At 53.3% G+C, this 15,028-nt stretch carries 17 protein-coding genes and 1 pseudogene; 7 read left to right on the forward strand and 11 right to left on the reverse strand.

Going from position 1 to position 15,028, the window contains the following annotated elements; genetic code table 11:
- Window positions 1-307: hypothetical protein (locus RQ738_RS10690; RefSeq protein ID WP_314165170.1), on the forward strand; the 307-nt coding region annotated here is incomplete at its 5' end.
- Between the two features lie 347 nt (window positions 308-654).
- Here RQ738_RS10690 and RQ738_RS10695 read toward each other — a convergent pair.
- Genes RQ738_RS10695 through folB form a run of 3 tightly spaced genes read right to left on the reverse strand, consistent with a single transcriptional unit; the run spans window position 655 to window position 2,427 of the window.
- Window positions 655-1,575 carry an abortive infection system antitoxin AbiGi family protein gene (locus RQ738_RS10695; protein WP_314165171.1) on the reverse strand — a complete coding sequence of 307 codons (921 nt, stop codon included), beginning with the start codon at window positions 1,573-1,575 and terminating at the stop codon, window positions 655-657.
- Window positions 1,576-1,585: 10 nt separating this feature from the next.
- On the reverse strand, window positions 1,586-2,068 hold the full coding sequence (gene folK, locus RQ738_RS10700; protein ID WP_314165172.1) for a 2-amino-4-hydroxy-6-hydroxymethyldihydropteridine diphosphokinase: 483 nt from the start codon (window positions 2,066-2,068) through the stop codon (window positions 1,586-1,588).
- A gap of 2 nt (window positions 2,069-2,070) precedes the next feature.
- Window positions 2,071-2,427: a dihydroneopterin aldolase gene (folB, locus tag RQ738_RS10705; protein WP_314165173.1), complete on the reverse strand. Its 357-nt coding sequence runs from the start codon at window positions 2,425-2,427 to the stop codon at window positions 2,071-2,073.
- A 376-nt stretch (window positions 2,428-2,803) separates the two neighbouring features.
- Between folB and plsY the strand changes: the two genes are divergently transcribed.
- Window positions 2,804-3,427 carry a glycerol-3-phosphate 1-O-acyltransferase PlsY gene (gene plsY / locus RQ738_RS10710; RefSeq protein WP_314165174.1) on the forward strand — a complete coding sequence of 208 codons (624 nt, stop codon included), beginning with the start codon at window positions 2,804-2,806 and terminating at the stop codon, window positions 3,425-3,427.
- 80 nt (window positions 3,428-3,507) lie between these two features.
- Here plsY and tsaD read toward each other — a convergent pair whose 3' ends face one another.
- On the reverse strand, window positions 3,508-4,521 hold the full coding sequence (tsaD, locus tag RQ738_RS10715; RefSeq protein ID WP_314165187.1) for a tRNA (adenosine(37)-N6)-threonylcarbamoyltransferase complex transferase subunit TsaD: 1,014 nt from the start codon (window positions 4,519-4,521) through the stop codon (window positions 3,508-3,510).
- Window positions 4,522-4,695: 174 nt separating this feature from the next.
- On the opposite strand from tsaD, the gene rpsU reads away from it, so the two are divergent.
- The 4 genes from rpsU (at window position 4,696) to rpoD (ending at window position 9,374) form a co-directional block, all read left to right on the forward strand.
- Window positions 4,696-4,911, forward strand: coding sequence for a 30S ribosomal protein S21 (gene rpsU / locus RQ738_RS10720; protein ID WP_314165175.1), 216 nt, complete (start codon window positions 4,696-4,698; stop codon window positions 4,909-4,911).
- Between the two features lie 53 nt (window positions 4,912-4,964).
- Window positions 4,965-5,411: a GatB/YqeY domain-containing protein gene (locus RQ738_RS10725; RefSeq protein ID WP_314165176.1), complete on the forward strand. Its 447-nt coding sequence runs from the start codon at window positions 4,965-4,967 to the stop codon at window positions 5,409-5,411.
- 211 nt (window positions 5,412-5,622) lie between these two features.
- Window positions 5,623-7,407, forward strand: a complete 1,785-nt coding sequence (gene dnaG / locus RQ738_RS10730) for a DNA primase (RefSeq protein WP_314165177.1) — start codon at window positions 5,623-5,625, stop codon at window positions 7,405-7,407.
- Window positions 7,408-7,538: 131 nt separating this feature from the next.
- A complete protein-coding gene (gene rpoD, locus RQ738_RS10735) occupies window positions 7,539-9,374 on the forward strand; it encodes an RNA polymerase sigma factor RpoD (protein WP_314165188.1) in 1,836 nt (611 codons plus the stop codon).
- 874 nt (window positions 9,375-10,248) lie between these two features.
- On the opposite strand, the gene RQ738_RS10740 is transcribed toward rpoD, so the two are convergent.
- The 4 genes from RQ738_RS10740 to RQ738_RS10755 are packed head-to-tail and all read right to left on the reverse strand — an operon-like array spanning window position 10,249 to window position 12,187.
- Window positions 10,249-10,638, reverse strand: coding sequence for an SAP domain-containing protein (locus tag RQ738_RS10740; RefSeq protein WP_314165178.1), 390 nt, complete (start codon window positions 10,636-10,638; stop codon window positions 10,249-10,251).
- A gap of 3 nt (window positions 10,639-10,641) precedes the next feature.
- The gene (locus RQ738_RS10745; protein WP_314165179.1) at window positions 10,642-10,851 is read right to left on the reverse strand and encodes a hypothetical protein; all 210 of its coding nucleotides are present in this window, start codon (window positions 10,849-10,851) and stop codon (window positions 10,642-10,644) included.
- 12 nt (window positions 10,852-10,863) lie between these two features.
- On the reverse strand, window positions 10,864-11,139 hold the full coding sequence (locus tag RQ738_RS10750) for a hypothetical protein (protein WP_314165180.1): 276 nt from the start codon (window positions 11,137-11,139) through the stop codon (window positions 10,864-10,866).
- Complete coding sequence (locus RQ738_RS10755) at window positions 11,117-12,187, reverse strand: XRE family transcriptional regulator (protein ID WP_314165181.1); 1,071 nt, start codon at window positions 12,185-12,187, stop codon at window positions 11,117-11,119. Before RQ738_RS10755 ends, RQ738_RS10750 begins: the two co-directional genes overlap by 23 nt.
- Window positions 12,188-12,485: 298 nt before the next feature.
- On the opposite strand from RQ738_RS10755, the gene RQ738_RS10760 reads away from it, so the two are divergent.
- Window positions 12,486-12,845, forward strand: a complete 360-nt coding sequence (locus RQ738_RS10760) for a metal-dependent hydrolase (protein ID WP_314165183.1) — start codon at window positions 12,486-12,488, stop codon at window positions 12,843-12,845.
- An 83-nt stretch (window positions 12,846-12,928) separates the two neighbouring features.
- On the opposite strand, the gene RQ738_RS10765 is transcribed toward RQ738_RS10760, so the two are convergent.
- The 3 genes and pseudogenes from RQ738_RS10765 to RQ738_RS10775 all read right to left on the reverse strand — a co-directional run.
- The gene (locus RQ738_RS10765; RefSeq protein ID WP_314165184.1) at window positions 12,929-13,684 is read right to left on the reverse strand and encodes a metal ABC transporter permease; all 756 of its coding nucleotides are present in this window, start codon (window positions 13,682-13,684) and stop codon (window positions 12,929-12,931) included.
- 9 nt (window positions 13,685-13,693) lie between these two features.
- A complete protein-coding gene (locus RQ738_RS10770; RefSeq protein ID WP_314165185.1) occupies window positions 13,694-14,599 on the reverse strand; it encodes a metal ABC transporter substrate-binding protein in 906 nt (301 codons plus the stop codon).
- Between the two features lie 9 nt (window positions 14,600-14,608).
- Window positions 14,609-15,028: pseudogene (locus tag RQ738_RS10775) on the reverse strand (hypothetical protein); the annotation flags it as partial.

Genomic DNA, 15,028 nt, shown 5'->3' on the forward strand with positions numbered 1-15,028 from the left:
GTGGACCAAAGGGCAGAAACCAGAAGAAAGAGCTGATTATCCGGTCGTGGTAAGGTGGCCACCGGCGACAGCAACGGAGACAGCCATGACCAAGCCAGTGATCAGCAAAGACCAGTTCATCGATATCTGTAACGAGCGGCTCAGAGAGCACGATATGTACGAGGAGGGCATGCTGTTCATGGTCTCCCCAGAGGGCAGCACCGAGCCCTCAGGGTACACCTGGCCAACGCGAGGACAGGCCGGAGATAAGCCGGCCTTGTTTACTAATATCGCCACATCAGTGCGCGAGGACTACGAAGTCACTTAAACAGCCCCAACGGCGTCGCAAATTGGGCGTAAATTGGGGCTGAATTGGTGTCGCAAATCTGGCGTGAAGGTGTCGCAAATCTGGCGTCGCGCTACAGGACACCCTACGATTTGTTCTTTCATTCAGTTATCACTGAATAAAAGAATCCCCTCACTGCTCAGAAATCTCCGGCACGCGCAGAACTCACCCGTTTGCTTAACGGCTTAATGCAACCTGCGCTTCGCTGCGGTTGCGCCTACAAACGGGGTCGACTGCACGTGACCATCCGGAAATTTCCTGCGCGGCTCGGCTGCATCGAAGGGAGTTAAAAACCCACTTAATCAATCGCTCTACCCGCCCTCTTGATTTCAAATTTCATCTATCTCGATATCACTATACTCTGGAAGTATGTCCTTTAATCTTTCTTTATATCCTTTCGCAACATAAATTTTCTTCAATGAAGAATGATCAAAAACCACGTTCCCTAACCTTCTCCATTCTCTTTCCATATAATAGTTTTCTCGATCTGTCTCAGAAAGTGATACATCGTATGGTTTTATAAATGCTAAAAAGTCTTTTTGAAAACAACTTTTGAGAGTGCTCAGTAGTTCATCTTCCTCAGGAACATTTCCAATTTTACGTGGTGTTGTTTTTTGTTCGTAACATCCTAGTGAGCATCTATATATTCCCTCTATATCTTGTAATAATTTTTTCCCATATACTGTTAGGATATCTTGTTTCGACCATGGCACATACATAATAGGCCTACACCCATAACTTGCCAGATAGTATTTATCTATACCCACACCAAATCGACCATACTTCTCTGTATGAATACCCAATGAACCACGAGGGATGTCACAAAAACATACGATCTCTGGTGCAATTAATCCTTCATCCAGTAAAGACTTCTCAGGATCTATCGTTAATCTAGTCTCTCCCCAACCTGGTATATGAGGCCAATAAGATACACATTTATTTGATAGAACATCTACAAGAGTTCTGAAATTTTTTTCATTATCCAGAGGGGTTTTCCATCCGACAAAATGGGAAAGCTCCTCCGAAGTATAGTCTTCATCAATAAAGTTTATTATTTTAAGTTTTACGTAAATCCTGTCAGACGCTATTACACTAATTACAATCAATCCAATTAAGATGCTGGGGTTTGGCCCAATAATTTCATCAACGTTTATAAAATCCAGGATGTATGACCAGAAAACAGAGGAAACTAATGCTGATACACTAGCAAGAAGTATTCGATTTGCTATAGTGACGTCTTTGTCATTCATCAATCCGCAATCAGAAATCCAGATCCGCCGCCCACAAATTCTGATCTCCCTTATCAAACCTCTCCCACATATCAATAAACGTATCACCACTTACCGGATGCCGCATGTCAGGCGCCAGCTCACTCAAGGGCAACAAGACAAAGGCATAGGTCTCGATCTCGTTGCGAGGAATATTCATGCTCTCATCGACCAGGTCATCATAAAGCAGCATATCGATATCGAGGGTCCGCGCCATCATCCTGTCGTGATTACGGCGACGACCATGTGCATCTTCGATCTCGTCCATGAGTTCACTGATCACGTCGACACTTTCTTCGGCGGTGAAGGCGACGACCAGGTTTAAAAAGTTATCTCCCTGAAAACCGACGGCCTCGCTTTCATAAACAGTGGAAACCACGAGATCGGAATACAGTTCGCGCAAGGTCTCGATTGCCGAGCGGATGTTTTCTTCGGCGTCGATGTTACTGCCGAGACCGAGGAAGACACGGGCCATAGCTAGTCCTTGTTACCGCGTTCGATGATCACGCCGACATCACGTGCGCCACGGACGGCACCTTGCTTGTTTATACGTACCCGGACCCAGGGGACCGGGAATTCTTCGAGGATGATCTCCGCGATGCGTTCGGCGAGGGTTTCGACGAGCTGGAACTCGGCGTCCTCGACAAAGGCAATAATATGTTTTGCTACTGACTTGTAATCGAGGGTGTCATCAATGTGGTCACTGCTGGCAGCCTTGCGGATATCGGCGCCCATGTCCAGATCAATCACCACCGTCTGGTGGATGCGGCGTTCCCAGTCGAAGATGCCGATAACGGTATCGACTTTGAGGTTATGCAGGAAAATAATGTCCATAGTGTCTTGGTTTACTGATTCTCTAACGTGCGCGCACTGTAGCATATTTTTGGCTCATAGAACCCCTTCCGGCTTCATCATGAGTAACCTAACCTTCCTTCCGAAGGTTCAGGGAAATTGATGATTTAGGAATGATGATTGATGAATGCAAGAGCATAAAGTGCGTAGGTCAGATTAGGAACCGAAGCTGACGTAATCCGTCCTACAACTTAATGCACCTCGAAGAGGTTCTAAGTGCAGGCTGGTGTTCAGTAACAGTGGCACTGGATTCCGGCCTTCGCCGGAATGACGATCTTTTTCGTTCATCAATCATCATTCCTAAATCATCAATCCAATTAGGCTTGACCATAAGTGCTGCAACGTTTCCAATAGCGGCATGCAAATTCTCGACTACAGCCTCATCATCGCCGGATATTTATTTGGTTCTATCTCCAGTGCGATCATCGTCTGCAAGCTCATGCGCCTGCCCGACCCGCGTACGCTGGGCTCTAACAATCCGGGCGCCACCAACGTCTTGCGCTTCGGCGGTAAAAAGGCCGCCGCGATTGTCCTGATCGGGGATATGGTCAAGGGTGTCATCCCGGTGCTGGCCGCGCGCCTGCTTGGCACCGAGGCCCTGGTTCTGGCGGCGGTCGGCTTTGCCGCCTTTATCGGCCACCTGTATCCGGTGTTTTTCAATTTTCGCGGCGGCAAGGGTGTCGCCACCGCCTTCGGCGTGTTTGCGGCGCTGAGCTGGCAGGTCGGTCTGGCCGTGGCCGGGACCTGGCTGGTCGTTGCCAAGGTCTTCAGGATATCTTCCCTGGCCGCCCTCATTGCTGCCATGCTGGCACCGCTTTATATCTGGTGGCTGACGGCGGAAGGACACTGGCTGGGCATGAGCATTGCTATGAGTGTCATCCTCATCTGGCGGCACCGCAGCAACATCCAGAACCTGCTCAGCGGCAAGGAAGGCAGTATCGGCAAGGGCACTGATGACAACGTACCAACGGATATAGAATAGTCTGATTGATGATTGATGATTGCGGATCGATGATTTTTCATTCATTCATCAATCATCATTCCTAAATCATCAATTCTGCCCTACGGCGCAACGAGTTCCTCGAGAGACCACCGCGGCTGGGCATGAAAGCCTGCACTGCCGCGCTCTCCGGCCTGCAGGCGCAGATAACCGGCATAGGCGATCATGGCGCCGTTGTCGGTGCAGAATTCCAGCCGCGGATAGAACACCTTGGCCTGTTCTTCTTTCACCAGCTGTTGCATGCGCTCGCGCAGGGCGGTGTTGGCGCTGACCCCGCCGGCCAGTACGAGCTGTTTCACGCCGGTCTCGCGCAGGGCGCGCCGGCACTTGATGGCCAGCGTATCGACCACCGCGTCCTGGAAGGCCCGCGCGATATCGGCCTTGGCCCGCGCATCCTGGGTACTCGTTTGCCAGGTATTCAGGGCAAAGGTCTTCAGGCCGCTGAAACTGAATTGCAGGCCGGGTCGGTCGGTCATCGGCCGCGGGAATCTGTATTTGTCCGGGTCACCGTCCACGGCGAGTTTTTGCACCGCCGGCCCGCCCGGGTAGCCCAGGTCGAGCAGCTTGGCGGTCTTGTCGAAGGCCTCGCCGACGGCGTCATCGAGGGTGTCACCGAGGATCCGGTACTGGCCCACGCCCTCGACCTGCACCAGCATGCTGTGACCACCGGACACCAGCAGGGCGATAAACGGGAATTCCGGCGGATTCTCCTCGAGCATCGGCGCGAGCAGGTGACCTTCCATGTGGTGCACGCCGACATGCGGCACGCCCCAGCTCCAGGCCAGGGTCCGCCCGACTGCGGCGCCGACCAGCAGCGCGCCGACCAGCCCCGGGCCCTCGGTGTAAGCCACGGCGTCAATCTCGCGGCGGCTCAGCCCGGCCCTGGCCATGACCTCATCGAGCAGGGGCACGATCTTGCGGACATGGTCGCGCGAGGCCAGCTCCGGCACGACACCGCCATAATCGGCATGCAGTTCCACCTGGCTATATAAGGCATGGGCGAGCAGGCCCCGATCGCTGTCATAAACGGCGACCCCGGTCTCATCACAGGAGGTTTCGATTCCCAATACACGCATATCGGGCGGCATTTTAGCAGACCGGCGGCCGGGCGCGCGGCCTGTCTGCAAAAAGTACCGGATAATTTTGCATTTTGGCGCGTAAATCATTAAGATCTCGCACCCTTGGCAGTCTGTCTCAGATTGGCCGTCGGGATACCCGGGTATAACGAGTTAATTTTTAAGGTTTAATCAATGCCATCAGTCAAAGTTAGAGAGAACGAACCCTTCGACGTAGCCCTGCGTCGCTTCAAACGCTCCTGCGAAAAATCCGGCGTACTTGCCGAAGTCCGTCGCCGCGAAGCCTATGAGAAGCCGACCACCGTGCGTAAGCGTAAGGCTGCTGCTGCTGTCAAGCGCAACCAGAAGAAGGTTTCGCGCCAGATCCAGCATCGCGTTCGCCTGTACTGATACAGGATTTTGCTTCACGTCCCGACCTGGTCAGGACCGTTAAGCAAAACAGAATGAGCGACCTCAAAGAGCAAATCACGTCGGCCATGAAGACCGCCATGCGCGAGAAAGACAAGCCGCGCCTCGGTGTCATTCGCCTTATGCTGGCGGCTATCAAGCAGATCGAGATCGATGAGCGCAAAGAGCTCGACGATACCGAAACGCTGGCCGTCCTCGACAAAATGCTCAAGCAACGCCGCGAAAGCATCAAGCAATACGAGGCCGCCGCTCGCCAGGACCTGCTCGAGCAGGAGCAATATGAAGTCGGTGTCATCCAGGACTTTATGCCCGCCCAGCTCGATGAGGCTGAAATCGACAGCATTATCGATGCAGCCATTGCCGAGACCGGTGCCAGTTCCATGAAGGAAATGGGCAAGGTTATGGGCATTATCCGCCCCCGGCTGCAGGGTCGCGCCGACATGGGCGCCGTCAGCGGCAAGATCAAGGCCCGCCTCGGCTAGGAGCCTGTCCAGCCGCCAACCCTCTGCGGCGGTTAAACTTTCTCAAAACACGGGTTTACCCGCGCGTAAGCGCTGCTTTTGGAGATTTTTCCTGGCAATCGGCACACCAGCCGGTCTGCTCAAATCATCTGATCAGTGTTTTTCTGCACCACGCTGCTCCATTACACATCTTATGCTGACTAGTCTGGAAAGTCGGCTTACACTCTAGGCTATGAGCGGAAAGATTCCTCAAAACTTTATTGATGACTTGCTTGGTCGCATCGACATCGTTGATGTCATAGACGTGCGCGTGCCATTGAAAAAGAAAGGCAAGGACTTCATGGCCTGCTGCCCTTTCCACGGCGAAAAGACCCCCTCCTTCAGTGTCAGCCAGGACAAACAGTTCTATTACTGCTTTGGCTGCGGCGCCTCCGGTAGCGCGCTGGGCTTTCTCATGGATTATGAGCACATGGGTTTTGTCGAGGCCATCGAATCGCTGGCCGCCAGTGCCGGCGTCGATGTCCCCCGCGAGGAAGGCGGCAGCGAGGTGCCCCGGCAAGACTACCAGCCGCTTTATGCCGTACTCGAGACTGCCTCGAAGTTTTACCGTGACCAGCTGCGCAACCATCCCCAGGCGCAGCGTGCCGTTGATTACCTGAAAGGCCGTGACCTGAGCGGCGATATCGTCACCGCCTTCGGCATCGGCTTTGCCCCGCCGGGCTGGGACAACCTGATTAAACACGTTGGCGACGATGCCGCCAGGCAGGCAAGCCTGACCACTTCGGGCATGGTGATCGAGAAGGACGACAAGCGCTATGACCGTTTCCGGGATCGCATCATGATCCCGATCCTCGACCGGCGTGGCCGCTGTATCGCCTTCGGTGGCCGCGTGCTGGACGCAGGAGACGGGACGCAACAACAGGGTGCCAAGTACCTGAACTCCCCGGAAACCCCCGTTTTCCACAAGGGCCGCGAGCTCTATGGCCTCTACCAGGTCCGCAAGGCCTTACGCGATATCCCGCGGCTGCTGGTGGTCGAGGGCTATATGGACGTGATCGCACTGGCCCAGTACGGCATTCGTTATGCCGTGGCCACGCTCGGCACGGCGACCACTGCCGAGCACCTCGAACAGCTGTTTCGTACGGTGCCCGAGGTCGTGTTCTGTTTTGATGGTGACCGTGCCGGTCGTGCCGCGGCCTGGCGGGCGCTGGAAAATGCCCTGCCCGTAATCCGCGAGGGCCGCGAGGCGAAGTTCCTGTTCCTGCCCGAGGGCGAAGACCCGGATACCTATGTGCGCCAGCACGGTCGTGAGGCGCTGGAGAAAAATATCCACGAGGCCATGCCTTTTTCCCGGTTCCTGCTTGAAAACCTCTCTGCACGGGCCGATATACAGACCATCGACGGCCGTGCCAGGCTGGTTGAACTGGCCCGGCCCCTGTTCACCAGGCTTAGTGCCGGGGTTTATCGCGAAATGCTCACCGATCAACTGGCGCGTATCGCCGAGATGGATGCCGACCGCCTGGCCGCGCACCTGTTTCACCAGAAACAGGACGCCGTCGCCCCCGTGCAACGTTCGCCGCGCTCGGGCGCACCGACCAAACGCAGCAACAGCCTGGTCAGCCGGGCGATCAGTTGCCTGCTGCAGGATCCGGGGCTGGGCAAACTGGCGGGGGACGGCAAACGCCTGCTGGCCTCCGGCGAACCCGGTGCGGCTTTTTTAGTCGAACTGGTTGAATTATTGCAACTTAAACCACATTTAAACACTGCGGCCGTCATCGAACACTGGCGCGAACAGCCGATTGCGCAGCGCTTACGCGAACTGGCGGCAACGGATGCCACGCTCTCCGATACCCAGGCCCTGGAGACCGAGTTTCTGCATACCCTGGCACGTTTGGATGAACAGGCCGCACGGCGGCGACAAATGGCGCATATTGAGAACGTGAAATCGAAACGATTTGACGAGCTTACCGAGGAAGAGAAAAAAGCTTTCAGGAAACAGATTGTTAGTGATCCCTGAAAGATCGTCGTTCACAGACTAAACTATGTAAAACGCCAGTAATTGAACTATAATAGTTCGTTTAATACCGCCCGCTTTTGGTGGGTGATGGCAAGACATCTGTATTTTAGACAAGGCACACATACATGGCAATGGACAAGGAAACACAACAATCTCAGCTCAAGGCACTGATCGCCAAGGGAAAGGAGCAAGGCTACCTGACCTACGCAGAGGTAAATGATCACCTGCCAAACGAGATCGTCGATCCGGATCAGATCGAGGGGATTATCAGCATGATCACCGACATGGGGATCACCGTGCAGGAATCCGCCCCTGACGCCGACAGCCTGGTTATGTCTGATCAGGCGGTGAGCGCCGATGACGATGCCGCCAGCGAAGAAGCCGCTGCCACACTGGCTACCGTGGACGCCGAATTCGGTCGTACCACCGACCCGGTACGTATGTACATGCGTGAAATGGGTGCCGTCGAACTGCTGACCCGCGAAGGTGAAATCCGCATTGCCAAGCGCATCGAGCAAGGCATGAACCAGATGCTCTCCGCGCTGGCCACTTACAGTGAAACCATTGCCACCCTGCTCTACGAAGCGGATCGCTTCGAACGCGAAGAAACACGCCTGACAGATATCCTCACCACCTTTATCGATCCGAATGCACCGGACGTGATTGCCAAACCGGGCAGCACACAGAGCAGCGCTGAAGATAAAGACAAAAAGGATGATGAGGAAGAGGAAGAGGTCGACACCGGGCCGGATCCGGAAGAGGCCAAGCAACGTTTCGAGACGATGCGCAAACTCTACAAGCGCTACCTGAATGCCGCCAACAAGCATGGCAAGAAGGACGAGAAATGCGTGAAGATGCGTCAGCAGCTTTCGGCCCAGTTCATGGAAATGAAACTCGCCCAGCGCCTGGTTGACCGACTGGTCAATGACCTGCGCAGCATGGTCGACCGCATTCGTGTCCAGGAAAAGGTCATTATGAATATTTGCGTGGAAAAGGCCCGTATGCCACGCAAGGACTTCATTCTTTCCTTCCCGGAAAATGAAACCAATCCTGAATGGTTACAGGGACTGCTGAAATCCAGCAAGCCCTTTGCCAAGGTCCTGAAAGAACACGAAGACGAAATCCTGCGTGCGCAAAAGAAACTCATCGCGCTGCAGGAAGAAAGCAACATGACCATCGGCCAGATCAAGGACATCAATCGCAAGATGTCCATCGGCGAAGCCAAGGCCCGCCGTGCCAAGAAGGAAATGGTCGAGGCCAACCTGCGTCTCGTGATCTCGATTGCGAAAAAATACACCAACCGCGGCCTGCAGTTCCTCGACCTGATCCAGGAAGGCAACATCGGTCTGATGAAGGCCGTCGACAAGTTTGAATACCGTCGTGGTTACAAGTTCTCGACCTATGCAACATGGTGGATTCGCCAGGCCATTACGCGTTCCATCGCTGACCAGGCCCGGACCATCCGTATCCCGGTCCACATGATCGAAACCATCAACAAGCTGTCGCGTATCTCGCGCCAGATGGTGCAGGAGATGGGCCGTGAACCCACACCGGAAGAACTGGCCGAACGCATGGAAATGCCGGAAGACAAGGTGCGCAAGGTCATGAAGATTGCCAAGGAGCCGATCTCCATGGAAACCCCGATTGGTGATGACGAAGATTCACACCTCGGTGATTTCATCGAAGACGGTAACGCCCTGCTGCCACTCGACTCGGCCACTATCGAAGGCCTGCGGGAAGCGACCCAGGGCATCCTCGATGGCCTGACCGCCCGCGAGGCCAAGGTACTGCGCATGCGCTTCGGTATCGATATGAATACCGATCACACACTGGAAGAAGTCGGCAAGCAGTTCGACGTCACCCGTGAGCGTATCCGCCAGATAGAGGCCAAGGCCCTGCGCAAACTGCGTCACCCGAGCCGTTCGGAACAACTGCGCAGCTTCCTCGACCAGCAGACCGGTTCTTAATTATCTAACCCCGACTTTATGCCTACTAGCATACAGTCGGGGTTATGTTCCTCTGCATGACAGTTTGAACACAGAAGCACGCACTTCTCCACTTCCTGTAAAACCACTTCCCACTTTCTATTCGATAATGATCGTAAATCCAATTGGAAGTTCTTGCTTTCAGGTTTTACATGGTGAAATTCCAGAGCTGAATAATTCTTTTTATAGCCACACTTTTCACATCTCCTGCCCTTGAGCCGAATCAGTTCTAGTTTTCGCTCTCTGCCTCTTGCTTGCTGTGCTCGATAACTCTGGTGAGATTGGTTTGTAACAGTATTCTTGCATTCCCTGCTGCAAAATTTTCTCTGGCGCCCTTGCAATTCTTCACCACAATTTAAACACTTCATATCCAATATCCATTTTGGCTTATTATACTTTTCATAATCTATTATAAATACTTCAATATCAAGAAAAAGTTGCTACAATAGGTCGCGTTTGGGCCTATAGCTCAGTTGGTTAGAGCAGGGGACTCATCAAGATGGTGCGTCCATGCTGAAAGGTATGGAATGAACGGGATGAATTCAGGGGAACCTTAACAGCTATTTCATATAGGCTGATGGCAATCCTGATCCAAGCCGGAGGTACACCTTCGGAAGGTGCAGAGACTACCTGGGGACTGGTTTATAACCGAGCGTCCTTAATAACAGGCTAGAGCGTCCCGCACCCTGGCAAACAACCATGTTTGTGGGTGATGAGATAGTCCGCTCCTGGCAGAAATGTCAGGCTAAAGTGAATCCCTTGGTCCCAGGTTCGAGTCCTGGTGGGCCCACCAAACAAAAACACAGCATATATGTGTGCACGAAAGCATAGTTGATCATAAATGGACAAACTATGGTTACAAAAAAACCATAGTTTGGGGGGATTTGTTTTTTCTCTCGCCGTTAATTTTCTTTTTCTTCGTACTCTTTTTAGAATCAGCTTTATATTCAGCTGGTGCTTCCGCAACCGAGGCCACTTGTTTTCCATTCACCAACCGTTCTATGAGCACAGCTTTTTCACGACCTGACTCACCCAGTGATAATTTTTTGCACAGGTCCTTCAGTTCATCACGCTTCAATGTCTCAAGCATATCTGCCAGTGCAATTTTTCGATATTGGACCATGGCCTGTACGATATCACCTTTGGATTTACTGCTAAGGCCTGTAACGTCATAATTTCCCGCCAGCTCCAGCAACCGTGCGCGGGATATAAGAGGCAATAGATCTTTTTTCGCTCTTTTACTCATAAATTACTTTTGTTTCCTAAATCGTTTTAACTGACTTTCTACTTCATCCCAGGGCAGGCGGCTGCCATCTTCTTCCATTCTGTGATATGCCTCACTCGCTTCAGCGACGGTAATCATCTTTGATTCCAGCATTTCACCAACAAGCCAGATCGTGCCGCGAACATCGATGTTTTCCAGAAGACAAACCTGACGCAGTTTTTTGTCGCCTGTCAATAATGGTACTTTTTACTCATCTGCCAGCACCATCGCTTCCAGGTCATGACTACTTACACCTTTATGCTGCTGACTAAGTTCTTGAACCTTTAGCTGCATATCGTCTGTAAGTTCCACCAACTGTAAGCCGCGTTCAATCAGCTCACTAAGTGTTGCGCGTAACTCCTGCTCGAACAAACTATCAGGTGTCGCGTATTCAAATGGCAGATCAAACATTACATCAAGCAATCCACTCACATGTATATCTATTAGTACATTGGCATCGCTAATGAGTAGCCGCACTGGCATGATCCACTTTCCTTAGTACTCGGAATTCCACTAGCGATTTACCCATTAACTCCGCTGCCTTCGATTCGCTTATTAACTCCTCGGCCAGTGCATGAAAAACCAACTGAGTAAATACCTGTGGCTCTTCTCGGGGATATTCGTCGCACGGTTCCTGCTTGTGCCATCCATAGCGGCGAAACATTTTTACCATCTCTATATATACTGAATCACCCATGATAGAGAGATCCTTCGCACGGTGCAGCCAGCCCCCCATGCTAAGACCATAGGCCTTTTTCAGTACGCACAACTCTCTGGGTTCAAACCATGAACGGCGGCGGCCCAGCTCGTTGTACACTTCTGCCGCAGGCGCAAGAAAGGCACCGGCAAAGCGATGGGCCAGTTTTTCTTCCTGTTCCTTCATAGCCTCGTCTAACCGGCCTTCAAGAATAAGGTGTCCTAACTCATGCGCCATGGTAAACCGCTGACGATCACCGGGCCAGTCTGCACCCACCACAATAATCGGTGCGCCATTCACACGACAGGCCAGTCCATCAAATTTGCCATCGTGCAGAGCATGGGTCTGGAATACCTTGATACCTCGTTCCTCCAGAGTACCGGTAAGATCCAGTATTGGATTTTGTCCCAGCTTCCATTCTTCACGCACGACATTGGCAATATGCTCAATCTCATCAAAATCGTTAATTTTGTCCGGCAACCCTTCTGGCAATACAAATCGTCGCACCGGACTGACAGGCAGGATATCTTCAAGCACCAGATATCGCTCTACCTGCTCCAGGACATCCCCCTCGATCTGAGTCAGTACCTTTTTGGGCAACTTCGAGTGTTTGCGATATTCAACTTCGCGCAGCTCCACCTCAATTTGCCGAAAAAAGTACTCAGTCCGTACCTGTAAAGCCTTAGCCAAGGCCAGCATCACCCCGGAAGAGGGGGTGGATTGGTTGTTCTCGTATTTAGAAATTGCCATCGCAGATACACCGACCTTTTCTGCAAGCGCACGCAGAGACAAGCCTGACGCTTTACGCGCCTGCTGTATTCGTTCTCCAATCATGCTTATTCTCCCGGTTTACAAACTTGATCATTAATGATGATTGTGTAAACTATAGTCAATGGCGAGCAGTGTGGCAAGCCTAATTTGGATCAAATATTTTTATGGAACAGGAGGTTAGAACTTATGGCTACCAACCCACCAAAAGGCGACGGAAAGCGCAGTGGCGCCGTACGTGGCCGATCACAGACATATAACCCCCAGAATGACCACTGGGTCAAGCGGGATACTACAACCGGTCGTTTTATCGACCAGAAAGCTGACAAAGACCCCTTTAAGGGTGTCAGGAAGGAGAAATAACATGGCAAATGCCGTAGCACATCGGTTTGGAGCAGCCCTGGTAGTAGGCGGGATTTCCGCCTATAACGAAGACCAGAACGGTCAAAACACAGCCAAACCCTTGGTTCATGCCACGGCTGCAGCAGTTTGCGGGAGCTTACCCGATATCCTGGAACCGGCCTTTCATCCAAATCACCGTCAGTTCTTCCATAGCTTTGGTTTTGCCGGCTTACTCGGGTACGGCTTATACAAGCTATACCAGTGGCAGCCCCAGGATGAGATGAACAAACTACTTAAACAAGCCGGTTTTGTTGTAGGAGGAGCGTATTTAGTTCATCTAGCAATGGATGCCACAACCCCAAAATCACTACCGATAGTCTGAAAGCGGCAAATTATGGTTCCGTGCACAGTTATTGTGTCAGGAACCATAAACGGGCAGACATATTGGCAAAAGCAGCGCAGGAATCAGGCAACACGCCTGTAACGTTGCAACAGCCATGCGCCCAGCATACTGAAGACAGCAAGCGCCCAAACGATCAAGGGTGCCGCGGGTAAGTCAGTCGTCACTGATAACAGTAAGCCTGCCAGGTAACCACCGGCACCCACCGCGTAAGCCATATAGAGTCCCCATCTCGTATCGAGCCGCCTGGCGGCAAGCGCGGGGATAATCAGGCTCGCAAAGACCAGGTATATCCCGACCAGTTGCACCGATGCCGTCACGGCGAGCGCAAACAGCAGGTAAAATCCCTTGCCACGTGCAACATTCCCGGCAAAAAACCACAGGCCCAGGACGAGGGCGAACAAGACGCTGGCGGCCGGTAGCTGCTCATACCGTACCCATAGAATTTGCCCCGCCAGTAATTCCTGTAAGTGCTCGGCCCCGTGTGGATTGCCGGCAAGCAATAACAGGCTCGCGCAGGCCGCCAACACGAAGATGGTGCCGATGAGCGCCTCCTGTATATCCGGCCAGCGACGTTCAGACCATTGCAACAACAGCCCTCCAGCCAGTGCGCTTGCCCCTGCGGCCAGTTGCACACCGTAACCCGACATCTCGAATTCAAACGTCTGCGCCGCGATAACCCCGAGACCGGCAATCTGCGCAATCGCCAGATCAATAAAGATTATGCCCCGCTTGAGGACTTCGCGACCCAGGGGAACATGGGTCGCGATCACCAGCAGGCCCGCGATGAGAGGGGCAAGAATGACTGAGAATTCCAGCATGGCTATCCTTTATTGGGCATGGGCATACTGATTGAGAATGCGCAGCGTTTCATCAAACAGGCCAAACAGGTCTTTGGCATTTTCATTGCCCCCCACCGTAAACGGCAGGGCTGCCGCAGGTATCCCGCTCCGCTCGCTGAGCCATTCCGAGGCACGCGGGCTTTGATAAGCCGCACGCAGAATAAGCTTCGCCGGTTTCTGCTCCAGCTGCCGGGCAATGCCCGCAAGGTGCCCGGCCCCCGGCAGTATGCCCGGCTTTTCCTCCAGTACCGCAAGCCGCTCCAGCCCCAGCCACTCAATCAGGTAAACCCAGCTTTTATGCTGGGTCACGACTGGCAGGCCCCTGAGGTTTTTCGCTTCGGCCTCCCAGCGTGAAATGGCCCTGTCCCAGCGCTGCTTAAAGTCCGCCAGTCGTTGCCGGTAATATGCGGCATGCTCCGGGTCGATACTGGCCAGGCGCGCACTGATGACCGGTGCAAGCCGCGCGATATTGCGTGGATCAGTATGGATATGCGGATTTCCCTGTGAATGAACATCGCCCTCACTGCGATCTATATTGCGCGGGATCTCCCGCATCCTGACATGGCTCGCGGCCTCCAGGTAACCGGGCCGGCCCGGCTGGACTTTGGGGTTGCCTGACTTTCTCAACAACAGCGGCAACCATCCCACTTCCAGATCCGCACCGCTACAGATGACCAGATCCGCCTGCCGCATTTTGGCAATAAGACTGGGACGAGCGGTAATCCGATGCGGGTCCTGCAGGCCGGTAGTGGCACTGTGGATGGTCGCCTTGTCACCCGCCAGTTCCTCGCTGAGTGCCGCCCATTCAGGCTCGCAGGCAAGGATGCGGATTTCGGCATGGGCTTCAGAGACTGCCGTCAATACAAAAACCAACGTTATCAATAAATGTTTCATAGCGTGCCCCTAGAACTGATGTCCACCATGAGCACCGAAGCTCATGATGTACTGGATAGTGAACTGGTTGTCAGCGTCACCCGGCCTGGACTTGTCACGGTTGTACTGAAAACGGACCCGATTATATTCATTCCGGGAGTAATCCAGCATGGCGCTAAGCCGTGACGGATCGTAATCACTGTTCAGGCCGGCCTCGTTGAGCACATCGATATCGGTGCCGCGGTTATCCGACCAGAGCTCGTCATAGCGTGCACCTATGCGCCATCGCGGCCGGAACTGGTACACCGCCTGGGTGTACCAGCCACGTTGCTTGCCACGATAGGCGGTTATCTCCGCGCCGTCGTCGACGGCGATGCTGCCATCCTCGCTGCGCTGAAAGTACTCCGCCTGGAAAGTGAAATTGCGCTCTGTGGGATTACCCCGCGGAGC

This window comes from Sulfuriflexus sp., from assembly GCF_032250955.1.
Lineage (GTDB): Bacteria > Pseudomonadota > Gammaproteobacteria > AKS1 > AKS1 > Sulfuriflexus.

Coding starts and splice junctions, on each gene's coding strand:
- RQ738_RS10725 (WP_314165176.1), top strand. CDS start 4,965: ATGAGCGACCTCAAAGAGCAAATCACGTCGGCCATGAAGACCGCCATG.
- RQ738_RS10695 (WP_314165171.1), bottom strand. CDS start 1,575: ATGAATGACAAAGACGTCACTATAGCAAATCGAATACTTCTTGCTAGT.
- plsY (WP_314165174.1), top strand. CDS start 2,804: ATGCAAATTCTCGACTACAGCCTCATCATCGCCGGATATTTATTTGGT.
- folK (WP_314165172.1), bottom strand. CDS start 2,068: ATGGCCCGTGTCTTCCTCGGTCTCGGCAGTAACATCGACGCCGAAGAA.
- folB (WP_314165173.1), bottom strand. CDS start 2,427: ATGGACATTATTTTCCTGCATAACCTCAAAGTCGATACCGTTATCGGC.
- RQ738_RS10740 (WP_314165178.1), bottom strand. CDS start 10,638: ATGAGTAAAAGAGCGAAAAAAGATCTATTGCCTCTTATATCCCGCGCA.
- rpsU (WP_314165175.1), top strand. CDS start 4,696: ATGCCATCAGTCAAAGTTAGAGAGAACGAACCCTTCGACGTAGCCCTG.
- dnaG (WP_314165177.1), top strand. CDS start 5,623: ATGAGCGGAAAGATTCCTCAAAACTTTATTGATGACTTGCTTGGTCGC.
- RQ738_RS10755 (WP_314165181.1), bottom strand. CDS start 12,187: ATGATTGGAGAACGAATACAGCAGGCGCGTAAAGCGTCAGGCTTGTCT.
- RQ738_RS10750 (WP_314165180.1), bottom strand. CDS start 11,139: ATGCCAGTGCGGCTACTCATTAGCGATGCCAATGTACTAATAGATATA.
- RQ738_RS10770 (WP_314165185.1), bottom strand. CDS start 14,599: ATGAAACATTTATTGATAACGTTGGTTTTTGTATTGACGGCAGTCTCT.
- RQ738_RS10765 (WP_314165184.1), bottom strand. CDS start 13,684: ATGCTGGAATTCTCAGTCATTCTTGCCCCTCTCATCGCGGGCCTGCTG.
- tsaD (WP_314165187.1), bottom strand. CDS start 4,521: ATGCGTGTATTGGGAATCGAAACCTCCTGTGATGAGACCGGGGTCGCC.
- RQ738_RS10760 (WP_314165183.1), top strand. CDS start 12,486: ATGGCAAATGCCGTAGCACATCGGTTTGGAGCAGCCCTGGTAGTAGGC.
- rpoD (WP_314165188.1), top strand. CDS start 7,539: ATGGACAAGGAAACACAACAATCTCAGCTCAAGGCACTGATCGCCAAG.